Here is a 25,504-nt window from a genome sequence, read left to right as displayed (position 1 = left end):
AGTCAGCTCGCGGGCGTGGCCAATTGGTCATCCACCGTTCGCCAATTGGCAATATTCCAGAAGAGCGGCTCCCACGTGCTGGGAGCGACATTCTCCGTTACGAGCCGATTGCTCACCGCGGCGATTTCACCCGGCTGCGCGATCAGCGGCACGACCACAAAATCGTTGACGATCAGGTCGTTCATCTGAACAAGGAGCTCGGCCGCGCGCTCGGGATCGGTGGTGGCCGCCGCTTCATCATACAGAGCGTCGAACTCCGGGTTGACGTACCGCTGGAGGTTGAATCCTTGCCAGTCGTTCGCCTGTTGCGCGACATTGCGGTTGTCGATGCCGGCATACCAGTCCTGGAAATAATCGAGCGGAAGTGGCGACATTACCGAACTCGAAAACATTTCGATGTCGCAATAAAAGTGGGTGTAGGACAGAAGATTCTCCGGGTCGGGATCGAAAAAGACATCCCCTGGCACCTGACCGGGCTCGACCTCGATGCCAATTGCTTCCCAGCCAGCCTTGACCACTTCCTGCGTTTCCGCGCGCCACCGCTTGAACACCGTGAGGCCGCTCACCGACGTGTAATAGGACACGGCCAACTTGATTCCATCCCTGGACCGTTTGTCTCCATCCCGGACCCATCCTGCCTCGTCCAACAAACGATTGGCCGCCTCCAGATCGAAGGTGTAGGAGGTATTGGGCGACTCGAGCGCAGGAATGCCGGACAGAATGTTCGCCGTCGGTTGCGCGAGCTTGTCAGCTCCAAAGGCTTCACGAGAAATCTTCTCCCGGTCGATGGCCAGAGCCATGGCCTGGCGTACGGCCTGGTCGGTCAGGAAAGGATGGGGAGCGGCCAGGCTCGACCGCTCGCCTTCGATCTCCCGATGCGGATCGGAAAAGTTGAACAAGATGCGCTCGACCGCGGTTGGCGATCCCGCAATCACGCGCCCCTTGCCGCCCTCCACTTCCATCTGTTGCAAATTCGCAGTCATCCCAATCAGGCCGGAAGCTACATCCCAATTGCCGTCCTGCAAGACCGCCTGCGCGGCAGACGCGGTGTCTCCGCCGGCCTGGAAGCGAACCGACGCAAAATAGGGCTTGTTCGGCTCTCGATAGCGGTCATTGATCGTGCACGCAACATATTCGCCCGGAACAAAGGCTTCCACCTTGTACGGACCGGTGCCGATCGGATTGGTCGCGAACTCCGCATTGACCGCTTCCGAAATCCCGTCGATCCAAATGTGTCGGGGAACGATGGCGCCAACGTAGGAGCCAGCTATCGGGTCGAACCAGGCCGGGTTGGGTTGCGCGTAGGTCAACTCGACTGTCGTGGCATCGACCGCTTCGATGCTCCGGATGGGCTCCCAGCGATACCCTTCCGTCGCCACCGTCGATTCGTCCCTCACCCATTGCCAGGTCCACACCACGTCATCCGCGGTGAACGGCTCGCCATCGCTCCAGACGATGTCGTCCCGCAACTCGAGGATGACCTTGGTGAGATCCTCGGACAGGCCGCCGTTCTCCTGCGTGGGTACCCTGGTGACGAGCGTCGGCAGAAGCGTGCCGTCGAAGGCATACGACAGCAGCGGCTCCAGGATCAGAGATGAAACCCGGGCAGCGGACGGCAATCCCTCCCAGAGATGGGCAACCGCGCAGTTTGGTGCAAACCATTCGCGCACTTTCAGTTCACCGCCGCTGCCCCTGAGCTGTCCCTCCGTGCCGAACGACGGTCGATCGGCAGGAGTATGAGGCGCGGATGCCTCGACCGCCGGTCGCGAATTCACCAGCGCGAGCGTCAGCGGGGCGCACACGCCTAGCGCAGCAGCCCGAACGACAAACGCGCGTCTGGTCATTTCCCCACGACAGAGTGCCTGGTAGATGGAGGAGAGATCGTTGCCCTGTTGGACCATGGCGCACCTCGAGTTGGAAACGCACCTGACAATGGCTTCGTGTGGATGCCCATCATTGTCCCAGACCCCCAACCCGATGTCTACGTAAATTTTGTGAGGAATAGGTCATGACGATCGTGCCGTTAGGCGGCCGGGGAGGGGAATCCGTTCGGCGCCAGAACGCCGCGCTCCGTTCCCTGAGATGATCATCCAGGCGCCGCCGCCGCGGTCTGCTTGGCCGAGAGGCTTGCAGGTTCGACAGTCTCGAGTTCGACGGCATGTGCAAGAAATGCGCTCCGCGCGATTTTCGCCGAGAAACGGAATACATGCACAAAACATATTCTCACGCATGCAATACATCTACAAAATAGTCATAACTGGCTTGACATTGCAAGGAATGGAGAGATACTGAAATTGCCTGGTTTTTCCAGGCAGGCCGTGGGTCCTTCCCCTTTCTTCACACTACCCCCATGGAGGCCTTCATGAACACTTCCCCACGATCACAGGACAAGAAGAAGCGAGGCATGAACCCACCGAGGATGGGTCCAGCCAGCGCAGGCACTGGCATGAGCTCGAGCGGCTCGGGCATGGAGATGCCTTCGAGCGGCGCGGGTACCGGAATGGGCGCGGGCGGTTCCCGGACAGGCATGGGCGGAACGCAGCGCGCAGACCTCCCCACCCATCGATCGTGCGCGACGATGGATGTCCATGCCCGCTTGATGCGAACCGTGCCACGGTACGCGGTAGAGCGCGCTCAAATCGAGCAAACAACGCTCGAGTTCCTTCGAGCCGACGACGATACATTGAGTTCTATGGCGCGGGCAGGAGGATGCCGTATTCCGGTCGTCGTGCATGTCGTCTGGAATCAGCCGGATCAGAACATCTCCGATGCCCAGATTCATAGCCAGATCGACGTCTTGAATCGCGACTTTCAGATACTCAATCCAGACATCTCGACCGTACCTGGCGCATTTCAAGGACTGATCGGCAATCCAAATCTCGAGTTCTTTCTCGCCACGCAAGCTCCAGACGGGAGCCCAACCGACGGCATCGTGCGAACACGGACAAATCAGACGTCGTTTGTCGACGATGACAAGGTGAAATCCAGCGCCACGGGAGGCTCCGATGCGTGGCCAGCAGACCGCTACCTGAACATCTGGGTGTGCCAGCTCTCCGGTGGCTTGCTCGGATACGCGCAATTCCCGGGCGGTCCGGCCGCCACCGACGGTGTGGTCATCACCCATACCGGTTTCGGCACCACTGGAACAGCGAGCCCGCCGTTCCATCTCGGCCGCACTGCGACGCATGAGATCGGGCACTGGCTCGACCTCTTCCATATCTGGGGCGACGATGGTGGCGCCTGTACCGGTACCGACCAGGTCTCGGACACACCTAACCAGGGGGATGCGAATGTCGGCGTCCCGACATTTCCCAAGATAAGCTGCAACAACGGACCGAACGGTGACCTGTTCATGAACTACATGGACTATGTCGACGACCCGGTCATGGTCATGTTCACGCAAGGGCAGGTCGCAAGGATGCAGGCTTGCCTCGCCGGACCGCGCGCTTCGATCTGCAGTGGCCAGGTCGGCGGCGCGCCATCTGCCTCGGGACCAATCGTGGCCTGGGGCTCCGACCGGCTCGATGTCTTCGTCATCGGGACCGATAGCGCCCTCTACCACAAGTGGTGGGATGGGTCCAATTGGGGACCCTCGGTGACCGATTGGGAGTACATGGGAGGCATCTGCATGAGCCAGCCCGAAGTCGTTGCGTGGGGACCAAATCGGCTCGATGTCTTCGTCCTGGGAACCGACAGCGCCCTCTGGCACAAATGGTGGGATGGGTCCAGTTGGGGACCGTCGGTGACTGATTGGGAGTCACTCGGCGGAATCTGCACCAGTCGGCCCGAAGTCGTCGCATGGGGACCCAATCGGCTCGATGTCTTCGTCGTGGGGACCGACAGCGCGCTCTGGCACAAATGGTGGGATGGGTCCAATTGGGGACCGTCGGTGACTGGTTGGGAGTCGCTCGGCGGAACCTGTTCCAGCCGGCCAGAAGTCGTCGCTTGGGGGTCCAACAGGCTCGATGTCTTTGTGCTCGGCACGGACAACGCGCTTTACCACAAGTGGTGGGATGGCTCGGCCTGGGGCCCGTCGGTAACCGGATGGGAGTACATGGGCGGGACCTGTTCCAGTCCGCCACGCGTCGTCGCGTGGGGCCCGAACCGGCTCGATGTTTTCGTGCTGGGGACTGACCATGCCCTCTATCACAAGTGGTGGGATGGGGCGGCTTGGGGACCGTCGGTAACCGATTGGGAATACATGGGCGGCACCTGTCTCGGCGAACCAGGGGTCGTATCGTGGGGCAGCGATCGCCTCGACGTCTTCGTGCTCGGTACCGATAACGCCGTCTGGCACAAGTGGTGGGACGGATCGGCCTGGGGCCCGTCGGTAGTCGACTACGAGTACATGGGCGGCATCTGCACGAGTCGGCCAGAAGCGGTTGCCTGGAGTGCTAACCGACTCGACCTCTTTGTCACCGGGACCGACCACGCGCTCTGGCACAAGTGGTGGAACGGCTCCGCCTGGGGCCCGTCGGTGACCGACTGGGAGTACCTGGGCGGCACGATTTCCGACTTCTAGCGGGTTGTCGGACACTGCGAACGTGACATCGGGATCCGCTGGCGCGCCGTCGTCAGCGTTTCCCGATGTCGATCGCCGGAGGATCGATCCTGATGCTCTATCTTGTGATCTCCGAGACCCCGGCCCAGCTTCGCGCCGCTGCCGGCAAGGACGTCGCCCCGTTGCATTGGACTCAGCTTGCGGACCGCACGGTGATCTGGTCCGACACGGATGACCGCAGGGCGTTTCGAAGCCACGCCCGGAACACCGGCATTGCCATCGCCAGCGGCGCCCTCGATCAATCGAGCGGCCGACTCGCGCTTGTCATCCAGGTTGGAGCCTCGTTTCAGCGCGAATTCCCCGATGTTCCAGTCGTGGTCGACAAGGGTCGCCACCTGATCGTCGATCTCGATTCCCAACAGCTTGCGCGGCTGACCGATCGATCTGGCGATTGCTGGGTGGTTCGCCCAATCCCGGTCGACACGGCAGTCCTCAGAACCATCGAGGGCGACCGCCGTGCGGCAGATCAACGGGTCCAGCACGTGGTGGATGCCGTTTCCCCCTCGACCTTCCGCTCCGCACTGGATACGTTGGTGGGTTTTGGCACCCGGCATTCGTTGACGACCCAGTTCACCAACGCCGCCAATTGGGCTCAGAACCAACTGAGCCTCCTGGGCTACAGCGTCCAGTTGCAGACGATTGCGGTTGGCGCGGGCACAAGCTTGAACGTCGTCGCCGATCGACCCGGAAATGGTGTCGGAACTCGCAATCTGGTGATCGTCACCGCTCATCTGGATTCGATCAACGCGGCTGGGGGTATCAGCGCGCCGGCGCCGGGGGCCGATGACAACGGAAGCGGGTCAGCGGGCGTGCTGGAAATCGCGCGGGTGCTTGCCGGGCAACCGTATCAGCATGACCTGCGGCTCATTCTTTTCGGCGGAGAGGAACAAGGACTGCATGGCAGCATCCAGTACGTCAGCACACTCCAATCCGCCGAACGCGCGCGAATACGAGCAGTTATCAACATGGACATGATCGGCACCCGGAATACGGCCTCACCAACCGTACTGCTCGAAGGCGCGGCAATCTCACAGACGGTGATGGATGCGTTGGCGGCAGCTGCCTCGACCTATACCAGTCTGATCGTGGAGACATCGCTCAACCCATTTGCGAGCGATCATGTGCCATTCATCAATGCCGCGATACCCGCGGTACTTACCATCGAGGGTTCTGATTCGGCAAACACCAACGTTCATACCGCGAACGACACGCTGGTCCACATCGACAACAGTCTCGCGGTCGAGATCTTGCGGATGAACGTTGCCACGATTGCATCGCTTGTTGGTCTGGCGACTGAATCCCCCGACATCGCTCCAGTGTCTGGACCGGTTGTCGCCTGGGGTGCCGATCGCCTGGACCTCTTTGTCACTGGCACAGACTCCCGCGTCTACCACAAGTGGTGGGACGGCTCGTCGTGGCAGCCTTCGACAACTGATTGGGAGTCGCTCGATAAACCATAATTGGCTGGAGAAGTCGACAGAAGCCACGAATCAGCGTGAAAACTCAACTCCAAACCAATTGCACGAGGGCCATCTGCTCGGCCATGTGAGAGGAACACCCATGTCATCGCCACCGCGGGACACGCTGCAGCATTGGGTTCGCGCCCAGGAGGAAGACCAGGCAGACCTGACCGTGTATCGACCGGCGACCTATCCACTTCCCCCGGCACGGGGTCGAGCAGGATTCGAGCTGTTGCCAGACGGAGAAGCTGTGTACTACGGCATTGGACCCACCGACCGTATGGAGACAATCCGCGGACGTTGGGTCTTCGAGGCGCCCGCTCGGCTCCAGATCGAGCTTCCCGGCAGCCGCATCGGAAACATCTCGATGGAAATCGTCTCGGTCGAACCGAACCGCCTTGTCGTCAGGCAATCCATGTAGCTGGTTCGGTCGATCGCGATCGCCACGCTGAGATGCCAGAAATCGCAGCCGGCATCCCGAGTGCGGACACCACCGTCGTTTTCCCGTAGAATGGGGAAGCACCCAAGTTTTCCGCTTGCGCAGACGAAATGCGCCGGTCACACGCGTCGGAAGATGAAAGGAGCCAACGGTGACACGTTTCATCTCTCACTCGGTCGGGTTTGCCCTCTTGCTGGCAGTGGTTGCCGTGCCGATGGTGGCGCGCGGAACGACCGCCCAGGATGCAACGCCGTGCCCTCCCATGACGGAGGAAGAAGCCGTCGCCTGGGCAAACACCTACTTCGGTGCATGGAACTCGCACGACCCTGCCCAGGTCACCGCGCTTTACGCGCCCGACGGTATTCATCATTGGGGTATCGGCGCAGATAGCGAAGGCTCCGAAGAGCTTGCCGCCTCGCTCGAAACGTATTTCGCCGCTTTTTCCAGCCTCCACTACACCGTTGACAGAGTGTGGCTCGCGGACGACACCGTTATCATCCGCTGGATCGCTATCGGCATCCAGGAAGGCGACCTCATGGGTGTACCCGGCTCACTCGATACCGTGACGTTTACCGGTATCAAGGTTCTGCAGCTCAATTGTGGGCTTGTGGTCGAGACGTGGTCAGAGGCCGATCACTTCAGCCGCCTCGAGCAAATGGGACTCATCCCCATTGGCGCCGATGCGGAAGCCACGCCCACTTCCTGAACATCGTGGTCCCGAGGATGAGCCCGGTACGCCGGATGCTCGTAGCGACAAAAGGTTCGAAGGAGGTCACCGGTGCGGACAATTTACCGATCGATTGCGGCGTTGCTCACCATATGTGCATGCGCAGGATTGTTTGGCAGTTCTCAGATTGTTGCCCAGGACGCAACTCCCTGCCCGCCTTTGACCGAAGAGGAAGCGGCCGCCTGGGCGACTGCCTACTTCACGGCCTGGAACTCGCACGACTCCGCGCAGGTCACCGCCCTCTACACGCCGGACGCCATCCATCACTGGGGCATCGGCGTCGATAGTGAAGGCTCCGAAGAGTTCGCAGCCGCCCTCGATGCCTTCTTTGCCGCCATCCCGGGAGTTCGCGGCACGATCGACCAGGTTTGGCTCGCGGGTGACACCGTTATCATCCGCTGGATCGCCATCGGCATCCAGGAAGGCGACTTCATGGGTGTTCCAGGTTCGCTGGACACGGTCACCTGGACGGGCATCAATATCATGCGGCTCGACTGTGGCCTCGTGGCCGAGAGCTGGTCGGAAGCGGATCACTTCGGCCGCCTCGAGCAAATGGGGCTCATTCCCATCGCGCCCGAAGCGGAGGCCACCCCCGCCGCCTGATCGTTGAGGCCATCCCAGTCTCTGGTTCATCAGAAGAGCGTCTGGACAAACTGTCCAGGCGCTCTTCGCTCAGCATTCGAGCAGAAGCCCAAACCGGCAAATCCAACACCCAAAACCGCTTTCACATCCGTCCGCCTGTGAATACATCCTTCGCGGCATAGCCATTTCGGCAGTCTGGGGCGAAGGTTGTCTCGGCAACGGTGGCCGGCCGCTCGTGCATCAGAGATCGCGCTCATGGTTCACATGCTCATCATTCGAGCCAACGGATCGATCGCCCGCGCGCGCGCGGAAGACGAGCTCGCGCGGGCGTATCGCGACGAGAACGCCTCCGTCTGGGTTCACTTCGATCGACGGCCGAACCCTGAAGATCTCGAATTCCTGAGTGATCTGTTGGGACTCGGCGAGCTTGCAACCGAGCATCTTTCCCGTACGCATATCGGACCGCGCGCCTCACGGTTTCAGACATACATGCTGACGGTCTTCTACGATGTCACGCTGTCGGACGATACGTCCCAACTCGAGAAACGGGAAGGCGTGCTGCTCTTCTCGACTCGTTATCTCATCAGTGTGCTCGATGGCGCCTCGCCGCGTATCGCGCAAGTAACCGAGCACGTCGACCGCGCCCTGCGGCGCTATGGTGTCGAGATTGCAGCCATCGTCTTTGCCCTGTTGGAATCCATCGCCGATCACTACCTACAGGTCGTCAAAGAAGTTCGCCAGCGGGTGGAAATACTCGAAGAACGTGTCTTGCAACAGGAACAGCAAGAGGCGATCGCCGACCTCTACCAGCTCCGCCGGCAACTGATCGCCTTGCGGCGGGTCATCGCGCCGGAGGCCACGCTCATTGGTTCGCGAGAGACGCCAAACCCCTTCGTGCTCAATCCGGACCTGCAAGACGGAGCGCTCGATATCAAGCACAAACTGCAGAGCGCGGTGGATGAGATCGACCAGGATCTGAGTCTCCTGCCCGACATCCTGACGACCTTCGAATCGCTCAAATCCGACAATCTGAACCGCATTCTCAAGCTGCTGACGGTTTGGTCGATCATCCTCACAGCCGTCGCCCTCTTTCCCACCATCCTGGGTATCAGCCTGTCCCGCGAGCCAAGTGTCTCACCCTACATTGGCTATCTCGTTTCGGTGGTCACCATGGTGTTGGTTGGCGGAGCGATCTGGTACGCCTTCAAACGCCGTGGCTGGATCGACTGACCGGGACCCCAGGCCAAATACATCCTTTGCGCCATGGCCCTCCCGCGCCGTACACCAGATAGTAGGAATGGATGCAGAGCATTCCCGATCGCAAGGGCGATCGACGTCCAACCAGTAAAGGCATTCTCACCATGGCCGCTGATCCCATCAGCACTGCACGACCTGACGAAATCGAAGCGCTATTCGTCCAAACCGCGTCCGGTATGTCCTACGCCGACGGCGTTCTGACCCTGCACGGTCTCACACCGACCGCGCTCATGTTCTCCGACCGGCCCGACCGCGTCACCGGCCACATTCCCTCCGGCGAGTTCATCGATTCGTGGGGACAAGGGGAGGACAGCTTCGCCTCCAATCCGCCGAATGCTGTGCTCTCGATCTTCCAATCCGATCACGTCCAGGACGTGGTCGTCGTGCTGACGCATCCCGAGTTGTCGGGGACCACGCTCACTTATGGCGTCGACATTCTCGACGGCGATATGCCCGCCGCCGGCGGAGAATCCGCGCTCTTCATCGATGTCATTGGGCGCCCGCTCTCGCCAGTCTCGGTTGCGGGAATGCACCGGCGCGACCGCCGCGCCGCCCGGCGCATGGGCCGCTTCTAGGCAACCCCATTCCGGCGGCGCGCGCGTCCAGGTCCGCGCCGCTACCTTCCACGCCGCCGGCAAGACGGCGACGCGCGACCGATCCGGGTTCCGCCCCCGGATCGGTCTTTCTCCGCATGTGCGTTGGTTGGCGCCCAGGTCTGCCGCGCGGTATGGCAGACGCGCATGTGGGGAAGGTTCAGGTCATTCTGGAAAGCGCTTCGCGCAATGGCTGTTGCGAGACGGCGATATAGCCACGCTCCGGATTGTCCAGCGCGGCGATCAGCACGATCACGATCGAGAACGACAATGCCAGCGCGACGAGCACCCAGGTCCGCTGCGAGTTGGCTATCGCGGTCTGGTACCCCACCGAGAACATCGCAAAGCCAACCAGCAGGTAGAGCATGATCCATAACTCGTTCGGCAACCGCGACTCCACGGCAACGGTCACCCGCGTGGCAAACACCTCATTCATCTGGTTGAGCGAATCGACATAGAGCGCAGAGATATCGGAATTGTCGCCGGCGCGCACATTCGCCACCGCAATTTCCCAGAGTTGTGATTGGATGGCTTCGAGCTCGCCGATCTTGGCCGGGAGATCGGCCATATTGTCGGCGTTGCTCACAAAAATGAGGGTGTCGACGTAGGTTCGGAAGAGATCCTTCGACTCGTTGCCCATCGCCTCTGGCAGAAAATCCGTTCGATCGTAGGCGGTGCTGATCGCGTTCGCCTGCTCCTGAACGAGCTCCCGGCGGGTGTCATATCGATTCGAGACGATGCCAAAGGTGAATGCCAGAACGAAAGCCAGCAAGGCCAGCACCGTACCGGCGATAGCGGAAACCGGAGCCTCTTTCTCCTCTTCTCGTCTGCGGCGCGCTTCCTTGCCGACCAGGTACCCCAGCTCGATGATGCCCAGCACGATGACCACCGTGCCAATGAAGAGAAGCCAAAGCGGGATGTCATCCATGGTCATCGATCCAACCCCGGGTGCTCTGGGCGTGCGGGGAAGCCCTTCGGTTCGGTCACGCGCTACCCCTGTTTCGTGCTTTCCGCGATCGCGTCGAATCGGAAGGATTTACCACGATCGAGACAACGCGCGCTACTATCGCATGCCGCGAAGAGACGCTCGGCGCCGAAATTCGGCGCCGAGCAATCTTGCTACATGGTTCGGAATCGACCAACCGGGCATGGCCCGAGTCGGCGAACCGAGCGCTGGAGCGTCGCCTGCTTTTGGCAAGCGCGAACCTGCCCCAGCGGCGAATGGGCCCGCTCTTACTGGCGCGCCATCGCCACGCTGAGACGATCCTCTGGCGAAATCAGATGGCTGTGATCGTCGTCGCCGGTATCGATCTGCACCCAGTTGACCTCGCCATTGAAGGCATTGCCGCGCTGGCCGTAGTCGGGTGACACCGGGGAAGCGGTGTCGACGCCGATATCGCAGGTTTCATCGGCCGAGAAGATCATCGCCTGGGTGAGCCCGATCTTCCCTTCGCCCACCTTCTTGCCGTCCACATAGAGCGTGGCGGTGCCACCCTTGCCCAGACCACCGCCATCGTAGGCGAATTCCATGCGCGCCTGGTGGGTGCCGCTGGGGATGGCGCTGTCCGCTTCGGCGAAGAAGTGCTGCACTCCGCAGACGTTGTAGCAATACTTCAGCTTGCCGTCCTTGGCGTAGAGACTCCAACCGCCGATGCTGGCGCCCTGGGAGATGATCACGCCCTCGGCGCCACCCTCGGGCACCTCGATCTCCGCGGTCACCGAGAATGACTTGTTCTTGGTGTTGATGACGCAGTTCTCTCCCAGACGCCCCATGCCGCCGAACAGGATCTGCGACTTGCCTTTGATCAGATTCGGTCGCCCTGCTTGCTCCGGCACCAGACGCTGCGCCCGGCGGTCGTCCATCGGCAGCACGCTGTACTTGACCGCTTCGATCAACCAGAGCCGTTGCAGCTCGGCCAGCTTCTCCGGGTTCTGCTTCGCCAGATTGTTGGACTGGGTCCAGTCATCCGGTCCATAGAGCTCCCAGGTGTCATCGTCGAACGGCACCGGCTGGGCAACCAGATCCCACGGGATGCTGTGCCGGGTGACCGCGGTCCATCCCTGATGGTAGATACCGCGGTTCGCGAACATCTCGAAGTACTGCAAGTCGTGCACTTCGGGCGCATCGGCGTCGTCGAAGGCATACGCCATGCTGAAACCTTCCAGCGGCGCCTGCTGGATGCCGTTGACCATCGTCGGCGTGGGAATGCCGGTCACCTCGAGCACCGTCGGTGCGATGTCGATGACATGGGTGAACTGTGGGCGGATCTCCTGCTTCGCCTTGATCCCCTTGGGCCAGTGCACGATGGTGCCATTGCGGGTTCCGCCCCAGTGCGAGGCGACCTGCTTGGTCCACTGGTAGGGGGTGTCCATGGCATGCGCCCAGCCGACCGCAAAGTGGTTGTACGAATCCGGTCCGCCGAACTCGTCGAGCTTGCCCATCAGGTACTCCGCCGATTCGATGGCGCCCAGACCATTGAAGTTCGCCATCTCGTTGAAGCACCCGTTGATGGTGCCTTCCGCCGAAGCTCCGTTGTCGCCCACGATGTAGTAGATCAGCGTGTCGTCCGTGATGCCGAGATCGTCCAGCGCGGCGAAGAGCCGGCCGACATGCTCGTCGGTGTACTCCATATACGCCGAATAGCATTCCATCTCGCGCCGCAGGACCGGCTTCATATCCTCCGGCATGTCATCCCATGCGGGAATTTCGTCCGGGCGTGGCGTCAACACCGCGTCCTGCGGAATGACACCCAGCTCCTTCTGCCGCGCGAAGGTCTCTTCACGCAGCTTGTCCCAACCTTGATCGAAACGGCCCTTGTTCTTCTCGATCCAGTCCTGCGGAACGTGGTGCGGCGCATGAGTGGCGCCGGGAGCGAAATAGACGAAGAAGGGCTGGTCGGGCGTCAGCGATTTCTGCTGGCGGATCCACTTGATCGCCTTGGTCGTCATGTCGTCGACCAGGTGATAGCCCTCCTCAGGGGTCTTGTCCGGCTCCACCGGAGTGGTTCCTTCATAGAGGGTGGGGTACCACTGGTTGCACTCGCCAGCGACAAAGCCATAGAAGTACTGAAACCCGCTGCCGGTTGGCCAATGATCGAAGGGACCCACCGGGCTGGTTTCCCACACCGGCACCTCATGGCACTTGCCAAAGTGAGCGGTGGCAAAACCGTTCAGCTTGAGAATCTCGGCCAGCGGCGCTTTCTCTTTGGGACGAATCGAGGTGTTGCCGGGCGCGGAGGTGGCGATCTCGGTGATACCGCCCATGTTGACCGAATGGTGATTGCGCCCGCTCAGCAGTGCCGCTCGCGTGGGTGAGCAGAGCGCGGTGGTGTGAAACCGGTTGAACTTCAGACCGCCTTCGGCCAGTTTTTCGGCGGCCGGAGTGCGGCATGGACCGCCAAACGCGCTGGATGAGCCGAAGCCGGCATCGTCGATCAGCACGATCAGGACATTCGGCGCACCAGCAGGCGGGCGCAAGAGCTCGATCGGCGGGAACTTCGAGTTCGGGTCGCTGGCGTCATACGTCGTCAAACCGACATGTTTCGTATCGGCGATCGGCAACGTTTGTCGGTTGATGGTGTCTTTTGGCACGCTCGTTTCCTTTCACGTCATGCATTGCATCGACTATCGACAGTCAGATCGGTGAAAACGAAGAAATAGGGTAGTCGCGCTCCTTTCGAACTAGGCGCCGATACCTGATCGATCGGTGTTCTAGGTTGCTGGGGACGCGGCGGTTGGCGCGGCATCCGCGGCATCCTCACCGGGGAGTGTGCGCCGCTTTCCAAGCGCTCCGGAAACGACCAGCGGAATGATGCTTCCCAGTATCAGGATACCGGCAAGCGCCGCCAAAATATCCGGGTCGTTGTTGAAGGCGATGCCAATGGCCGCAAATACTGGTCCTGCATTCCTGATCGGCGCCAGGGTGGCTGTGGTGGTTCTGGTCTTTTCTGGACCAAAGCTGACCAGGTACCCAACGGCCATCGCCAGGATGGCAAGAACGATCGCGGCGAGCAATGTGCGCGATCCGAGAAGATCGACCAGTTGGCTCCAGCTCCCCAGCAACATGAGCGCCAGCACGACCAACAGGGACATGTTCGAGATTTTGAGCGCGGTGGGCGCCCAGGATTTCGCTTCGTCTTCTCGCGAGTAGCGCAGAAAGAGCCCGATGGCGAACGGAAGCAGCTGCAGGATCGCGACCGTCTTCACCAGCTGCCAGACATCGAGCGAAACGCCTCCGCCCACGTCTGCCCAGGTCAGAATCTTGTTCGCCACAATCGCGAAGGTCACACTGCCCACCGAGGCCAGCAACACCTGCAATGCGGCGCCGAGCACGACCTCTCCTTTTTGGATCATCGCCGTCTTGGCCCCAAACGGACCACCAGGAGATGACGCGAAGAGGATCATGGCGGTGGCCGCTGGCGCCGCAAGGTCGAAGACCTCCGCCACGCCCCATCCCAGCAGCGGCACCACGATCACATTGGCGATCAGGACCGCAACCCACAACTTCACATTGGACAACATGGCTTTGAGCGCGGGAATGGTGGTGGCAAGCCCCGCGCCAAACATGGTGGAAATAATGAAGACCACTACGATGACATTGAAGGCGATCTGCGCGGCTTCCAACTACCGATCCTCCCTGAACACTCGGCTTCGACGTTCCCCGATGCGTCCGCCAATACCGGGAGCCCTCAGCCCGGCCCATTCATGAAGCGCTTCGCTCTCTGTTGTCCGTCGCCGCAGCCACCGTGGCTGCCGCGCAACACGAAACTGCGGCATCGAGAGACCGCAGTCACCATCTTGCGATATCCCTACGCTGCACCAACATGCTCCAAAGGGTGTAATTGCTCCCACCCGTTCGATCGCCCATGGCGGCCGATGCCGCGTTGGGGTCGTCACTACAGTCTGGGCAATCGAAGCTCGTCGTCGCCCGGAACGTCGACCACCATGTGTTTGGGCAGCGGCTCCTCCCATTTCCGGGTAATCGCCAGCAGCCGGACCGTGAATCCCACCAGGAACGCCACTCCAGCGCACACCCAGGTGTTGGAGGTTACGAATGAGTAGGTGAGAATCCAGACCAACCCAGTGAGAAAGGCGATGGTCGTCCACCACTCAGACTGCACGAAGTGCTTCGGTGTCACCCCGCTGCACACGTCGATGAACCACCGCCCAGCCGTCGGACCAACCACGGCCAGCATCAAGCAACCCCACACGGGAAGTCCGACATCGACTCCCTTTTGCGCGCCGACGATGGCGTACCAGGGAAGGGAGAATGCGGTCAAGATCTGGAACGTTCCATGCCGAAACCGTTCTTCCCGGTCGAAGGCGATGAGATAGCCCGCGATCCCGGCAAGGATGCAGAGTGTCAGATAGGCCGGATTCTGCAATGCCGCGGGAACATCGGACACCAACACGTCTCGCGTCACACCGCCGCCAATTCCTCCCAGAATCGCGAACAGCAAGATGCCGACAATCGAGTACTTGCGGTAGTGGCTCGGCTCGCGCACCAGCATGGCGCCATTGAAGGCATTCGTCGTTGCGGCGATCAGGTCGATCGTCGTGAAATTGCCGTACCACTTGAAACCGCCCCAATGGACCGGATTGGTAGCCGCCAGCACCGTATCTGGAATCATCGAAATATCCAAATCCCTCTCCTCCCGGCGCTCAGGCAGCCTGCGCCGCGTGCCCGCCCGCTTGCGCTGCGGCGGCTTGTTGCATGGCCGCCAATGCCTTCATGTCTTCCGCATGATATTCGGCCAGCAGCTTCTCCTCTTCATCCTTCTTCGGGAACATGAAGAAGACGATCGCCCCACCAATCAACACCGCGATGATGCCAGCGGCATAGGCCCATTGATCTCCGTGCAGGAACGCGTCCTGCGCCCCAGCGATGATCGCATCCGAATATTCCGGATATTGCTTCGCGACTGCTTCGGCCGAGGAATACGACTTTTGCAGCTGCGTTTCGACCGAGGCGTTGACCTGCGCGGCGTTGGGCGAGCCGGAAATCGTGGTGGCGACCGCGGCGGCATATCCCGCAGTCAGCAACGCGCCAAAGATCGACTGCATCAACGCCCCGCCCAGGTCGCGTTGCAGATCGGCGGTGCCCGAGGCCATGCCGGCGCGGGTGACCGGCACCGATCCGGTCAACGAATGGGAAGCCGGCGTGCCAGCCAGGCCGACGCCGATGCCCACGAAGATGTAGCCCAGCGCCACCTTCCAATAGGAAATGCCGTCCTTCCAGAGCAGCAGCATGGTGACGAACCCGGCCACCACAAAGACATACCCCAGCAGCAAGGTCATGCGCGCGCCATGCGACTCGACGATCTTGGCCGACCGCGGCGCCACCACCACCATCGCAACGGCAGCCGGCAGGATGGCCATTCCAGCCTCCAGGGTCGAGTATTCGAGCACGTTCTGCAAGAACTGCTGCCCGATGAACATCGCGCCCATCAGCGAGCCAAAGACGATGATGCCGGCCACCGCGGCCACCCAGAAGATGCGCCGCTCCGCCACCTTCAGATCATAGAGCGGGTTCTCCGCTCGTTCCTGCCGGAAGATGAACAGGAACACGGCGATCACCGCAACACAGAAGAGTCCGATCGCCAGCCGGTGCTCGGTCGACACCGGCGCGAAGTTGATGCCAAGGATCAACGATCCGACCAGCACCATCGAGAGGATGCCGCCCAGGTTATCGACCGGCTCGGTGGTCTCATGCACATGCGCCGGCACGTACTTCCAGGCCAGCAAGAAGGCGATTGCCGCCAGCGGCAAAGTCACCACGAAAACCGACCGCCAGCTAAAGTGTTCCAGGAGGAAACCGGCGACCACTGGACCGCACGCGGCAATCGCTCCACCAGTGGCCGACCAGAGCGCGATCGACTTGGTGCGCGCTTGCCCGGTCCAGAGCGCGGCAATCAGCGCCAACGTGGTGGGATAGGCCATACCGGCCGTGATTCCGCCGAAGACGCGCCCAAAGATGAGCACTTCGACCGAACCCGCATACGCCGAGATGAGGCAGGCGGGCACCGAAAGGGCCACCCCGAGCAACAGCATCATCTTGCGGCCATATCGGTCGCCCAGCGCGCCCAGCCAGAGCACCGAGCTCGCAAGACCCAGCGAATAGGCCACCGCCACCAGATTGAGCTGCACCTGTGACGCGTCGAACGCATCGCCAATCGAGGGCAACGCCACATTGGCGACCGAGAGATTCAGGTTCGCAACCGCCGCGACCAGAATCAGCGAGATGAGCACCATCTTCGCATTGTCTGGCCCGCTGGACGGTTGTTCCATGGGAGTTGCCGGGGCCGTCGCGGCGCCCGAATCGGTGTTCGCCATCACATTCTCCTCTCGACCACGGCCGCTCGGCGTTCGAAATTGCGTTTTCACAACGAAGACCGCCGCGCGAGCATGGCCGCCCGGCGTCTCCGCCAGCCTACGGAGCAGACGGTGCAACTGCTATTGCCCAAAGGGTGTAACCCGAGTCGCATCGCCACTTTCGCTCGAAGCAAGAACGCGAGATACTACCGGGGAGGGCAACAATCGATCGACGGGCGGCGACGTCCACAATCCTTGAAGGGATTCGCTCTCACATGCCGCAACCCGAACCTGTCAGACCCGCCCAGTCATCATCGCTAGTGATCGACCGGCGGGGGCTATTGACCCGTTCGGCCGCGCTCGCGTCGAGTGTCGCCGCGTTCGGAGCGCCGGCGGTTGCCGTTCGGACGCAGGACTCGACGCTCACGATCGCATCCAACTGGACGCCGGCCGATCTCGATCCACAGAGCGGCTACGATCCCGGCTCCGGATTGATGCTTTGCGGCATCTACGAGGGGCTGCTCCGGCAAACCGGCGATTCCGGCGCCCAGCTCGAACCATGCCTGGCCGAATCGTGGAGCGCCAACGCGGACTCCAGTGTCTGGACCTTCTTGCTTCGGTCGGGTGTCACCTTTCAGGACGGGACGCCGCTCACCGCCGAGGCCGCACAGGCGTCGTTCGACCGTCAAATGACCCTGAACCGCGCGCCGGCAAATGTGCTCAACCGGTTCGTCTCTTCGCCGGACCAGATCGTGGCCGTCGATGAGCGGACGTTGCGGTTCGATCTGGACCGCTCCTGGCCCAGGTTCGATGTCGCGCTGGCCGCGCCGTTCGGCGCATCGATCATGAATGTCGCGGTTGCCATGGCGCACGACGTGGACGGCGATCTGGGACTCGGATGGTGCCAGACAAACGCCGAGGGTCTCGGGACCGGCCCCTATCGGCTCACCGAGCTCGAACCGCAAAGTCATGCAACGCTGGAACGCTACGACGGCTATTGGGGCGGCTGGAACGATCCGCATTTCGATCGGGTCATCATCCGCGTGGTCGTGGAATCAGAAACCCGCCGCGAGCTGCTCGAGCAGGGCGAGGTCGATCTGGTCGAGAACATCGGGCTCGATTCAGTAGCCGATCTCGAACAGAATCCCGACCTGGTCGTCGACCGCCAAACCCTGATGACCGTGCGCTATCTGGCAATCACCCAGACGGAACCCTTCACCCAACCCGAGGCGCGTCAGGCGCTCTGCTGGGCATTTCCATACGACGAGGTGCTCAGTGGAGTCTTGCTCGGTACCGCCAAACCCGCGTTCGGCGCCGTCAGCCCGAACACCTACGGGTTCTCCCCTCCCAGTCCGGCGTTCACCACCGATCTGGACAAGGCCCGCGGCCTGCTGGCGAGCGCCGGCATTCCCGAGGGGACGCGCATCTGGACCGTTGTCAACTCCGGCAACATCTCGTTGCAATCGGTCGCGGAACTCTTTCAATACAACCTGCAACAGATCGGTATCCAGCTCGACATTGTCGACATGGACTACGGGACCTTCATCGCCATGATCTTTGGTGACCAGCCGGCCGAGGAACGGCCCACGCTCCTGCCCATCTTCTGGGACCCGGACTACGACGATGCCTGGAGCCAGCTCTGGCCGATGGCCTCATGCGACGCATGGAACTCGGGCAACGGCGGGCACTATTGCAACGAACGAGTGGACGAGCTGCTACAGGCTGCCAACGACGCTTCGGATGAGGACGCCTGTCTGGCGGCGCTGGCCGAGGCGCAGCAGCTCACCGGCTATGACGATCCCGTTTCCATCTACTTCGCGCTTCCCGAATGGATCACCGTGCTCCGCGCTGACATCGGCGGTTTCCAGGTCCACCCGATCGTGGGAAGCTACCTCGACTACTACGCGATGTATCGACGGGAATAGGTCCTGGACGTTCTTGCCTATGGAATGGCGCTTACCAAGTCTCAGGTTTGCATACTGTCCCATCGGCATCAGAAAGCAGATTTGGGAACTGGGCGCCTTGCAGCTTGTTCAGCGTCATCTTCCAATACTCCACACCTGGGATCTGCCTGAGACGGTAGGCGACTTCTCTCGGATGCGGATTCACAAGCAGTACAGTCTTGTTCAACTCCTCGGGATCGGCAACGATCCGGACCGGTTCATAGAGATCTGAATCGTTCGAGACGACAATGGCTACATCGAACGCATTACGAAATCCATCAGCGACAAGGAAGGTGGCCAAACTCACATCGGACCCCTTCTCTTCGTTGTGAAGTATCGTCACCCGCTGATACGGTTCGAGCAACGTTGGAAAGCGGCTATCCGGATCGGCGAGATATCGATCCTTGCGGGTAACCGCGTAAGTACCCTCGTGAATTGTTACTTTGGGCAACGTCGCTAGCGCGCGAAAGTACTCCGCCTGCCTCGTCTCAGCCCCAGGATTAAGGGGACTTTGAGAAATCCGAGCAGTAAAGTAGCGTATCCGCTGAATGTCCAGATTTGGAAACATGGCCGCACAGAAGGCCTCGAGATCGAGCCAGCGGCAAGCCCGCCAAGCTTCGGAACGTCCCGAACGAAAGCATCCATAGTAAAAATTGAAGCCGTCGAAATACACGACGGCCCGATTGCGTTGCGACATGGGAAGAGTCTACAAAATGCAGAGGCCACCCGAAGGTGGCCTCCACGCCCTGACCTTGTGTGATCAGGGGATGTACATAATATATACCATGCCCCGGTTCTCTGTGTCAAATTCGGATCGGTACTATTGGGCGAGGAAGTGGACGATTCTGCAGCTCAGACTCAACATGTGCATGAGCGAACGAAAGAGGAACTCGAAATGTTCAAGGACGGTGGATTCATTGGCGTGCTGCTGGTCGGGCTTTGCCTGATCGCCGCCGGCATCATGATCTGGTCGATGGCCACAGACACCGAGCTCACCTACAACGGACCCAGATGGCTTCCATGGATCCTCTTCGTCGTCATCTTCGGCGGTTCGATCTTCGGCATGTACCGCAACTACCGCATGCGCAAGGAGAGCGGCGGCAGCGCCCAATGGCCAAACCCGAACAGCGGTCAGAAGTCCCTGCTCGACCGCATTCGCGGCAAGGGGAAATAGCGGTCTCTAGCGCTTCGTCGCCAAACCGTGCAGCATGACGTGCGTCACCAGCTTGGCGGCTTCATCGGGCGGGGGCGGAACTGTCGTCTGGAATTCGCCTGGGTCATGCGCCAGCGCCATCATCATATGGAAGAACATCATCGCGGCGTGATGCGGGTCGACCGGCTCCAGCTCGCCCCGGTCGATCGCCTGCTGGAAGAGCCCGGCAAAGAGATCCTGCGTCTCCTGTAGCCGCTTGTGCACCTCGGTATGCTCCGCCTCGGGCACATGCTGGAAGAACTCCTTGGCAAGCTTGTACAGCTCCGGCTGGGCAAACTGCTGGTAGTTGACCTGCGCGATCCGCTCCAGTTGCTCGGCGATCGGACCGTCGATCTGGCGCACTTCCGCGAAATCGACGAGCACCCGGTCCATCTCAGCCGCCATCACATCGGCAAGAAGCTCCTCCTTGCTCTTGAAGTGATGGTAGAGCGACGCCTTGCGCAACCCGGTGGCATCGGCAATCTGCTGCATCGAGACGCTGGCATAGCCCCGCTCCACGAAAAGCGCGCGCGCCGTGGCGACGATGCGCTCCCGGCTACTGACCGGAACAGCCGATTCGACGACCACGACATCTTCGAGTTCCGGGATGACCACGGCTGCGAACTGCCTTGCTTGACTTCTCGAAAGTGGACTGATACGCTACCGACCGTTCGGTAGGGTTCCGACCGACCATTCGGTAGGCCGCTGACATGAGTTTACTACGCAATCCGCCGGCGCGTGGCAACGCTGGCCATTACAGGAGCCGCTATGTCGCAATCGCAACCAGTTGTCTCCGCCCAGGGGCTCGAAAAACGCTTTGGAGAAACCCGCGCGCTGCGCGGGCTCGATCTCTCGCTTCCCGAAGGCCAGATCCTCGGCGTGCTCGGCCCGAACGGAGCCGGCAAGACCACCGCCGTTCGCATTCTCACCACGCTTTCCAAACCGGATGCCGGGACGGCGTCGGTCGCCGGGTTCGATGTCGTCCGCCAGCCCCAGGAGGTGCGCTTGCGCATCGGCGTGACCGGTCAATATGCCGCGCTCGATGAGCTTCTGACCGGCCGGGAGAACCTGCATATGATCGGGCGGTTGGCCCGGCTCTCGAAAACCGACGCCGCCACCCGCGCCGCCGAGTTGCTGGAACGGCTCGATCTGGTCGACGCCGCCGACCGGGTGAGCAAAGGCTACTCCGGTGGCATGCGCCGCCGGCTCGATCTGGCGGCCAGCTTGATGGCGAGCCCGCCCATCATCTTTCTCGACGAACCGACCACCGGGCTCGATCCCCGCAGCCGCATGCAGATGTGGGATCTCATCGAGGATCTGGTCAAGGGTGGAGCGTCGATCCTGCTCACCACCCAATACCTCGAAGAAGCCGACCGGCTGGCGGACGACATCGTGATCATCGACCACGGGCTGGCGATCGCGCGGGGAACCGCTGACGCACTCAAGGAACAGGCGGGAGGACAACGTCTGGAAGTGATGCTGGTCCATCCCGAGCAGTTGACCAAAGCGGAACCGGTGATCCAGCGCTTTGGTCATGGTCCGGTGCAGCTCGATGAACGCCGCGGCCGCCTCTTCACCCCTGTTTCCGCCACCGACGGCCTGCTGGCGCAGGTCGTCCTCGCGCTCGATGCGGAGGACATCGCCGTCAACGACCTGGGCGTGCGCAAACCGACCCTGGACGATGTCTTCCTCCAGCTGACCGGACGCGAGCTTTCGATCGAAGAGACGACCGAATCCGAAGTCGTCGATATCAAGGAGCGCCAAGCCGCATGAGTACCGCCGTCTCCACGCCCACCATGGCCGTCTCGCCAGCCGAAGCCTCCGGAACTGGAAGCGGATTCCGCTGGGCCATCTCCGACACCATTCAGATGGTGAGGCGCAATCTGCGCCATATTCCACGTTCGCCCGAGCTACTGCTGGATGTCACCGTGCAGCCGGTGATCTTCACACTGCTTTTCGTCTATGTCTTTGGCGGCGCCATCGAAATTCCGGGCGTTTCCTACGTCAACTACCTGATGGCTGGCATCTTCGTGCAGACGCTCGTCTTTGCCTGCATGACCAGCGGCATCGGTCTCGCCTACGACTTGCAGAAAGGGTTGATCGATCGCTTTCGGTCGTTGCCAATGTCCCGTTCCGCAGTCGTGGCAGGGCGCACGTTGACCGATCTGCTGCGCGGCATGCTCGCGGTTGCCATCATGTTCGTCGTCGGCCTGGCGGTCGGATTCCGGCCGGAAGGCACCGTCCTCGAATGGGCGATCGGGCTGGGCATCCTGCTTCTGTTTTCCTTCGCCTTCTCCTGGATCGGCGTCACCATCGGCATGTTGGTCCGCACGCCAGAAGCGGTACAAGCGGCAATGTTCGTCTTCGTCTTCCCGTTGACCTTCGTCAGCAGCGCGTTCGTTCCAGTGGACACAATGCCGAGCTGGATGCAGACCTTCGCCGAGAACCAACCGCTCACCAAAGTCATCAACATGCTGCGCGACATCTTCATCGGCCAGCCGTGGCGCAGCGACGCGCTCTGGTCGCTCGGCTGGTCACTCCTTCTGCTGGCAATCTTCTTCCCCGTCGCCATCCACCTCTACAAGAAGCGCACGACGGAGTAAGCCGCCACCGACCCGCGCGACGAACGACGGCAGTCCGGAATGGACCGCCGTCGTTCGTGATATCTCGAACACACGCTCTGCCGACCGGAGGAGATCTCATGGAAGGCCGAACAACGCTCGACGCGAATCTCAGGTCACATCCGTTCCATATGGTGTGCGGAACTCCGCTTCGATCGCATCGAGGTCTGCGCGAAGTTGCTGCAGCCGTTCCTCGCCGATCACTCGGACCACACGACACTCGATTTCGGGTACGAACGCCTGCGCGACCCTGAGCACCTGCAATCCCCGGTCCGTCGGCAACACCAGCTTGGCCCGGCGATCCCCCGGGTCGGGCGTTCGAATCACATAGCCATGCTCTTCGAGGTGAAAAACCAGCTCGGCCATCGCTTGCTTGGTCATGTGCGCGCGCTGGGCAAGGACGCTGACCGTCGTGCCCGTGTCGTCGAGGTACTGGAAGACCGCGGCGTGCGCAGGACGCAAGTCGTCGTATCCCTGCCGAACCAGATGAGGGATCACCAGATCGTTCAGCGCATTGAACGCTCCGCGCAGCGCAACTGCCAAATTGCGCGGACGATCGGCGCCACCCAACTGCGGAACATCTCTTGACATGGGCAGGTTACCTGTCTATACTGCAAGAAATGGACATGCTACCTGTCGAGGATGAGATGATACCCGAAACGATTCAAGTGGGCTCCGAACAAGCGACTGTGCTCGCGACGAGCAAGGAGACGAATGGAGACCTTTTCGCCGTCGAACTGCGAGTTCCCCCCGGTGGTGGGCCACCCGTCATGCATAGCCACCTGCCAAGCGAGATCTATCGCGTGCTGGCTGGTGAGTTCACCTTCTACTCCACGGGATCCGATGGCATCACCACACGGCGCATTGCGCGCCCTGGCGATACCGTGACGATACCCGGCAACACACCGCACACCGTTCGCAACGAATCGACCGAGGATGCCGTTGCCCTGCAGGTGCATGCACCCGGCGGCGCAATAGAGGGGTTCGCGCGCGCTGCCGCGCAACTCGCCGTTGAACATGAACCAACCATCGAAGAAGTCTTCGCGATCGCCGAGCGCCACGGCATCGAGCTGTTAGGACCAGTACCGCACATCGGAAGCTCTGCTATGAGCGGAGAGTAACCTCCGCGCACAAGCGACAGAACAACCGGGCCGGGGCGCAACAAGACCCCGGACCCGGCTGAGTTGGTTCCAATTCGCTCGAAGAAGTACTGCGTTACTTCTGACCCTCGGCGGCTTTGATCTCCGCGGTCAGTTGGTCGGCGGCTTCGTCGGTCAGCTGGCTGACGTACTTGTTCTCCGTCTTGATCAGCTTGCCCACCTGCTCGGCGTAGTTGGCGGCATAGACCACGATCAAGCCAGCTTCACCGGCATCCAACGCGTCGCCCAGTTCCTTGAGCTCGCCGCGGCCCAGCCCGGTCGCATAGTGCCCGGCGATGCTGCCGAGGATCGCGCCACCCGCGCCGCCTGCCAACAGCGCCGCGCCGATGCCGATCGGCGGGAAGAGCGCCGCCACCAGGCCAACCGCCAGACCGCCGGCCAGGCCGACAGCCGCCCCATGCTGGGCGCCCGCCTGGTAGGTCTCGTCGATCCTGACCTTGCCCTTCTCGTCCTTGGTCAACACTGCGGCATCGAAGATGTGCGAGACATGGATTTCGTCATAGAGCGCCTTGATGGCGGCGAAATCGGCGCGGGCGTCCTCCACGTTGTCATACGATGCAGCCAGCAAATACAGGAAATCGGGATCCGACATGTGGACTCTTCCTCCAGGCATGAACCAGTCTTGGGCGATGCCATAGGCGCACACCAGTGTCTGCATCGCCCACACGAAGGTGCGGCGGCGCCACGCTCCATCCTATCAAGAATCATTCTGATGCACCGAATCATGTGCGCGCGATACCTCAAAAGGAGCATTTCGCCCCCGAGCACGCGCGCAGTGCTCGACAACCCCAAACACCCAGGCGTAAGGTGACCGTGCAACATGCTTGCCGTCGCATCCCGGAGAGGCACTATCCCATGGCCAAATCAGTCAGCCATCCCCATCTCACCGACGAGCAGTTCGCGGACCTGCTCAAACTCGCCGGCAAATCCGACAGCATCGAGCTCAAGCTCACCGTACCAGAAGACTCCTATTCGGCCACCGCGCGCGCCCTGGGCATGGATCCGCTCGAAGCGCAAATCCGCCAGGTTTTCTTTTTCGATACGCCGGATCTCACGCTCAATCATGCCGGCGTTGTGGTGCGCGCTCGTCGTGTACAGGCCCGTGCCGATGACTCAACGGTCAAACTCCGCCCGGTCGATCCCGCCAAACTCCCAAAGAAGGTACGGAAATCCCTGAACTTCGGTGTGGAAGTCGATGCCATGCCCGGGGGATATGTCTGCTCGGGTTCTATGAAAGCCGAGATTGGCAACCGCGCGGTGCGTGACGTCGCCTTCGACGGAAAGCCGATCCGCAAACTCTTCAGCAAGGAACAGCGCGCGTTCTATGAGGAGCACGCGCCCGCCGGCATCGCGCTCGACGATCTTTCCATTCTCGGACCGATCAATCTGCTCAAACTGAAGTTCATGCCCAAGGGATCGAAGATCCCGCTCGTCGCAGAAATCTGGCTCTTCCCCGACAACACATCGGTCCTCGAGCTCTCCACCAAGTGCGCTCCGGGCCAGGGACTGAAAGTCGCCAGCGAATTGCGCGCCTATCTCAGCAAGAAATCGGTACCGCTCGACGGTGAGCAATCGACCAAGACCAGGAAAGCGTTGGAATACTTTTCGGCCCAGCTTGCTGCCCGCTAGCCCGGCTCCTTCATAAAGCGCTGCGCTCT

Annotated in this window: 23 protein-coding genes; 13 read left to right on the top strand and 10 right to left on the bottom strand. The window is 61.3% G+C overall.

The features are described 5' to 3' along the window. Positions 1-2: 2 nt before the first annotated feature. Positions 3-1,901, bottom strand: coding sequence for a peptide ABC transporter substrate-binding protein (locus R2855_08570; GenBank protein MEZ4531071.1), 1,899 nt, complete (start codon positions 1,899-1,901; stop codon positions 3-5). Positions 1,902-2,362: 461 nt separating this feature from the next. On the opposite strand from R2855_08570, the gene R2855_08565 reads away from it, so the two are divergent. From R2855_08565 to R2855_08535, 7 genes are all read left to right on the top strand, one after another. Then, positions 2,363-4,522, top strand: a complete 2,160-nt coding sequence (locus R2855_08565; protein ID MEZ4531070.1) for a M43 family zinc metalloprotease — start codon at positions 2,363-2,365, stop codon at positions 4,520-4,522. Positions 4,523-4,614: 92 nt separating this feature from the next. Further along, entirely contained in the window at positions 4,615-6,021 is a 1,407-nt protein-coding gene (locus R2855_08560) for a M28 family peptidase (GenBank protein MEZ4531069.1), read from the top strand. A 100-nt stretch (positions 6,022-6,121) separates the two neighbouring features. After that, positions 6,122-6,442 carry a hypothetical protein gene (locus tag R2855_08555; GenBank protein ID MEZ4531068.1) on the top strand — a complete coding sequence of 107 codons (321 nt, stop codon included), beginning with the start codon at positions 6,122-6,124 and terminating at the stop codon, positions 6,440-6,442. 169 nt (positions 6,443-6,611) lie between these two features. Continuing rightward, entirely contained in the window at positions 6,612-7,166 is a 555-nt protein-coding gene (locus tag R2855_08550) for an ester cyclase (protein ID MEZ4531067.1), read from the top strand. Positions 7,167-7,238: 72 nt separating this feature from the next. Further along, positions 7,239-7,790 carry an ester cyclase gene (locus tag R2855_08545; protein ID MEZ4531066.1) on the top strand — a complete coding sequence of 184 codons (552 nt, stop codon included), beginning with the start codon at positions 7,239-7,241 and terminating at the stop codon, positions 7,788-7,790. A gap of 243 nt (positions 7,791-8,033) precedes the next feature. Then, on the top strand, positions 8,034-8,999 hold the full coding sequence (locus R2855_08540; GenBank protein ID MEZ4531065.1) for a CorA family divalent cation transporter: 966 nt from the start codon (positions 8,034-8,036) through the stop codon (positions 8,997-8,999). Between the two features lie 71 nt (positions 9,000-9,070). Then, positions 9,071-9,601: a hypothetical protein gene (locus R2855_08535; protein MEZ4531064.1), complete on the top strand. Its 531-nt coding sequence runs from the start codon at positions 9,071-9,073 to the stop codon at positions 9,599-9,601. 178 nt (positions 9,602-9,779) lie between these two features. Here R2855_08535 and R2855_08530 read toward each other — a convergent pair whose 3' ends face one another. The 5 genes from R2855_08530 to R2855_08510 form a co-directional block, all read right to left on the bottom strand. Further along, positions 9,780-10,547 (bottom strand): hypothetical protein, encoded by a 768-nt coding sequence (locus R2855_08530; GenBank protein ID MEZ4531063.1) that lies wholly within the window; start codon positions 10,545-10,547, stop codon positions 9,780-9,782. Positions 10,548-10,852: 305 nt separating this feature from the next. After that, the gene (locus R2855_08525; protein MEZ4531062.1) at positions 10,853-13,210 is read right to left on the bottom strand and encodes an arylsulfatase; all 2,358 of its coding nucleotides are present in this window, start codon (positions 13,208-13,210) and stop codon (positions 10,853-10,855) included. 120 nt (positions 13,211-13,330) lie between these two features. After that, entirely contained in the window at positions 13,331-14,242 is a 912-nt protein-coding gene (locus R2855_08520; GenBank protein MEZ4531061.1) for a hypothetical protein, read from the bottom strand. 272 nt (positions 14,243-14,514) lie between these two features. After that, a complete protein-coding gene (locus tag R2855_08515; protein ID MEZ4531060.1) occupies positions 14,515-15,261 on the bottom strand; it encodes a TRIC cation channel family protein in 747 nt (248 codons plus the stop codon). 19 nt (positions 15,262-15,280) lie between these two features. Next, positions 15,281-16,951 (bottom strand): MFS transporter, encoded by a 1,671-nt coding sequence (locus R2855_08510; protein ID MEZ4531059.1) that lies wholly within the window; start codon positions 16,949-16,951, stop codon positions 15,281-15,283. A gap of 254 nt (positions 16,952-17,205) precedes the next feature. Here R2855_08510 and R2855_08505 point away from each other — a divergent pair, with 254 nt between their 5' ends. Further along, positions 17,206-18,855, top strand: a complete 1,650-nt coding sequence (locus R2855_08505) for an ABC transporter substrate-binding protein (GenBank protein ID MEZ4531058.1) — start codon at positions 17,206-17,208, stop codon at positions 18,853-18,855. Between the two features lie 31 nt (positions 18,856-18,886). Here R2855_08505 and R2855_08500 read toward each other — a convergent pair whose 3' ends face one another. Continuing rightward, positions 18,887-19,570 carry an NYN domain-containing protein gene (locus R2855_08500; protein ID MEZ4531057.1) on the bottom strand — a complete coding sequence of 228 codons (684 nt, stop codon included), beginning with the start codon at positions 19,568-19,570 and terminating at the stop codon, positions 18,887-18,889. A 198-nt stretch (positions 19,571-19,768) separates the two neighbouring features. On the opposite strand from R2855_08500, the gene R2855_08495 reads away from it, so the two are divergent. Beyond that, positions 19,769-20,047, top strand: a complete 279-nt coding sequence (locus tag R2855_08495) for a hypothetical protein (protein ID MEZ4531056.1) — start codon at positions 19,769-19,771, stop codon at positions 20,045-20,047. A gap of 6 nt (positions 20,048-20,053) precedes the next feature. Here the strand turns inward: R2855_08495 and R2855_08490 are convergent, their stop codons facing one another. Next, positions 20,054-20,680: a TetR/AcrR family transcriptional regulator gene (locus R2855_08490; GenBank protein MEZ4531055.1), complete on the bottom strand. Its 627-nt coding sequence runs from the start codon at positions 20,678-20,680 to the stop codon at positions 20,054-20,056. A gap of 153 nt (positions 20,681-20,833) precedes the next feature. Here R2855_08490 and R2855_08485 point away from each other — a divergent pair, with 153 nt between their 5' ends. Together R2855_08485 and R2855_08480 are read left to right on the top strand one after the other, a co-directional pair. Continuing rightward, the gene (locus tag R2855_08485; GenBank protein ID MEZ4531054.1) at positions 20,834-21,838 is read left to right on the top strand and encodes an ATP-binding cassette domain-containing protein; all 1,005 of its coding nucleotides are present in this window, start codon (positions 20,834-20,836) and stop codon (positions 21,836-21,838) included. After that, complete coding sequence (locus R2855_08480) at positions 21,835-22,668, top strand: ABC transporter permease (protein MEZ4531053.1); 834 nt, start codon at positions 21,835-21,837, stop codon at positions 22,666-22,668. Before R2855_08485 ends, R2855_08480 begins: the two co-directional genes overlap by 4 nt. A 129-nt stretch (positions 22,669-22,797) precedes the next feature. Here the strand turns inward: R2855_08480 and R2855_08475 are convergent, their stop codons facing one another. After that, complete coding sequence (locus R2855_08475) at positions 22,798-23,277, bottom strand: MarR family winged helix-turn-helix transcriptional regulator (protein MEZ4531052.1); 480 nt, start codon at positions 23,275-23,277, stop codon at positions 22,798-22,800. 56 nt (positions 23,278-23,333) lie between these two features. Here R2855_08475 and R2855_08470 point away from each other — a divergent pair, with 56 nt between their 5' ends. Then, a complete protein-coding gene (locus R2855_08470) occupies positions 23,334-23,807 on the top strand; it encodes a cupin domain-containing protein (GenBank protein ID MEZ4531051.1) in 474 nt (157 codons plus the stop codon). A 94-nt stretch (positions 23,808-23,901) separates the two neighbouring features. Here the strand turns inward: R2855_08470 and R2855_08465 are convergent, their stop codons facing one another. After that, positions 23,902-24,438: a hypothetical protein gene (locus tag R2855_08465; GenBank protein MEZ4531050.1), complete on the bottom strand. Its 537-nt coding sequence runs from the start codon at positions 24,436-24,438 to the stop codon at positions 23,902-23,904. 263 nt (positions 24,439-24,701) lie between these two features. Here R2855_08465 and R2855_08460 point away from each other — a divergent pair, with 263 nt between their 5' ends. Beyond that, positions 24,702-25,475: a hypothetical protein gene (locus tag R2855_08460; GenBank protein MEZ4531049.1), complete on the top strand. Its 774-nt coding sequence runs from the start codon at positions 24,702-24,704 to the stop codon at positions 25,473-25,475. The last annotated feature ends 29 nt before the right edge of the window (positions 25,476-25,504 follow it).

The organism is Thermomicrobiales bacterium, assembly GCA_041390825.1.
GTDB lineage: Bacteria > Chloroflexota > Chloroflexia > Thermomicrobiales > UBA6265 > JAMLHN01.
Note: the sequence above shows the minus strand (reverse complement) of the source record. Positions and strands in the feature narration are given on the sequence as shown.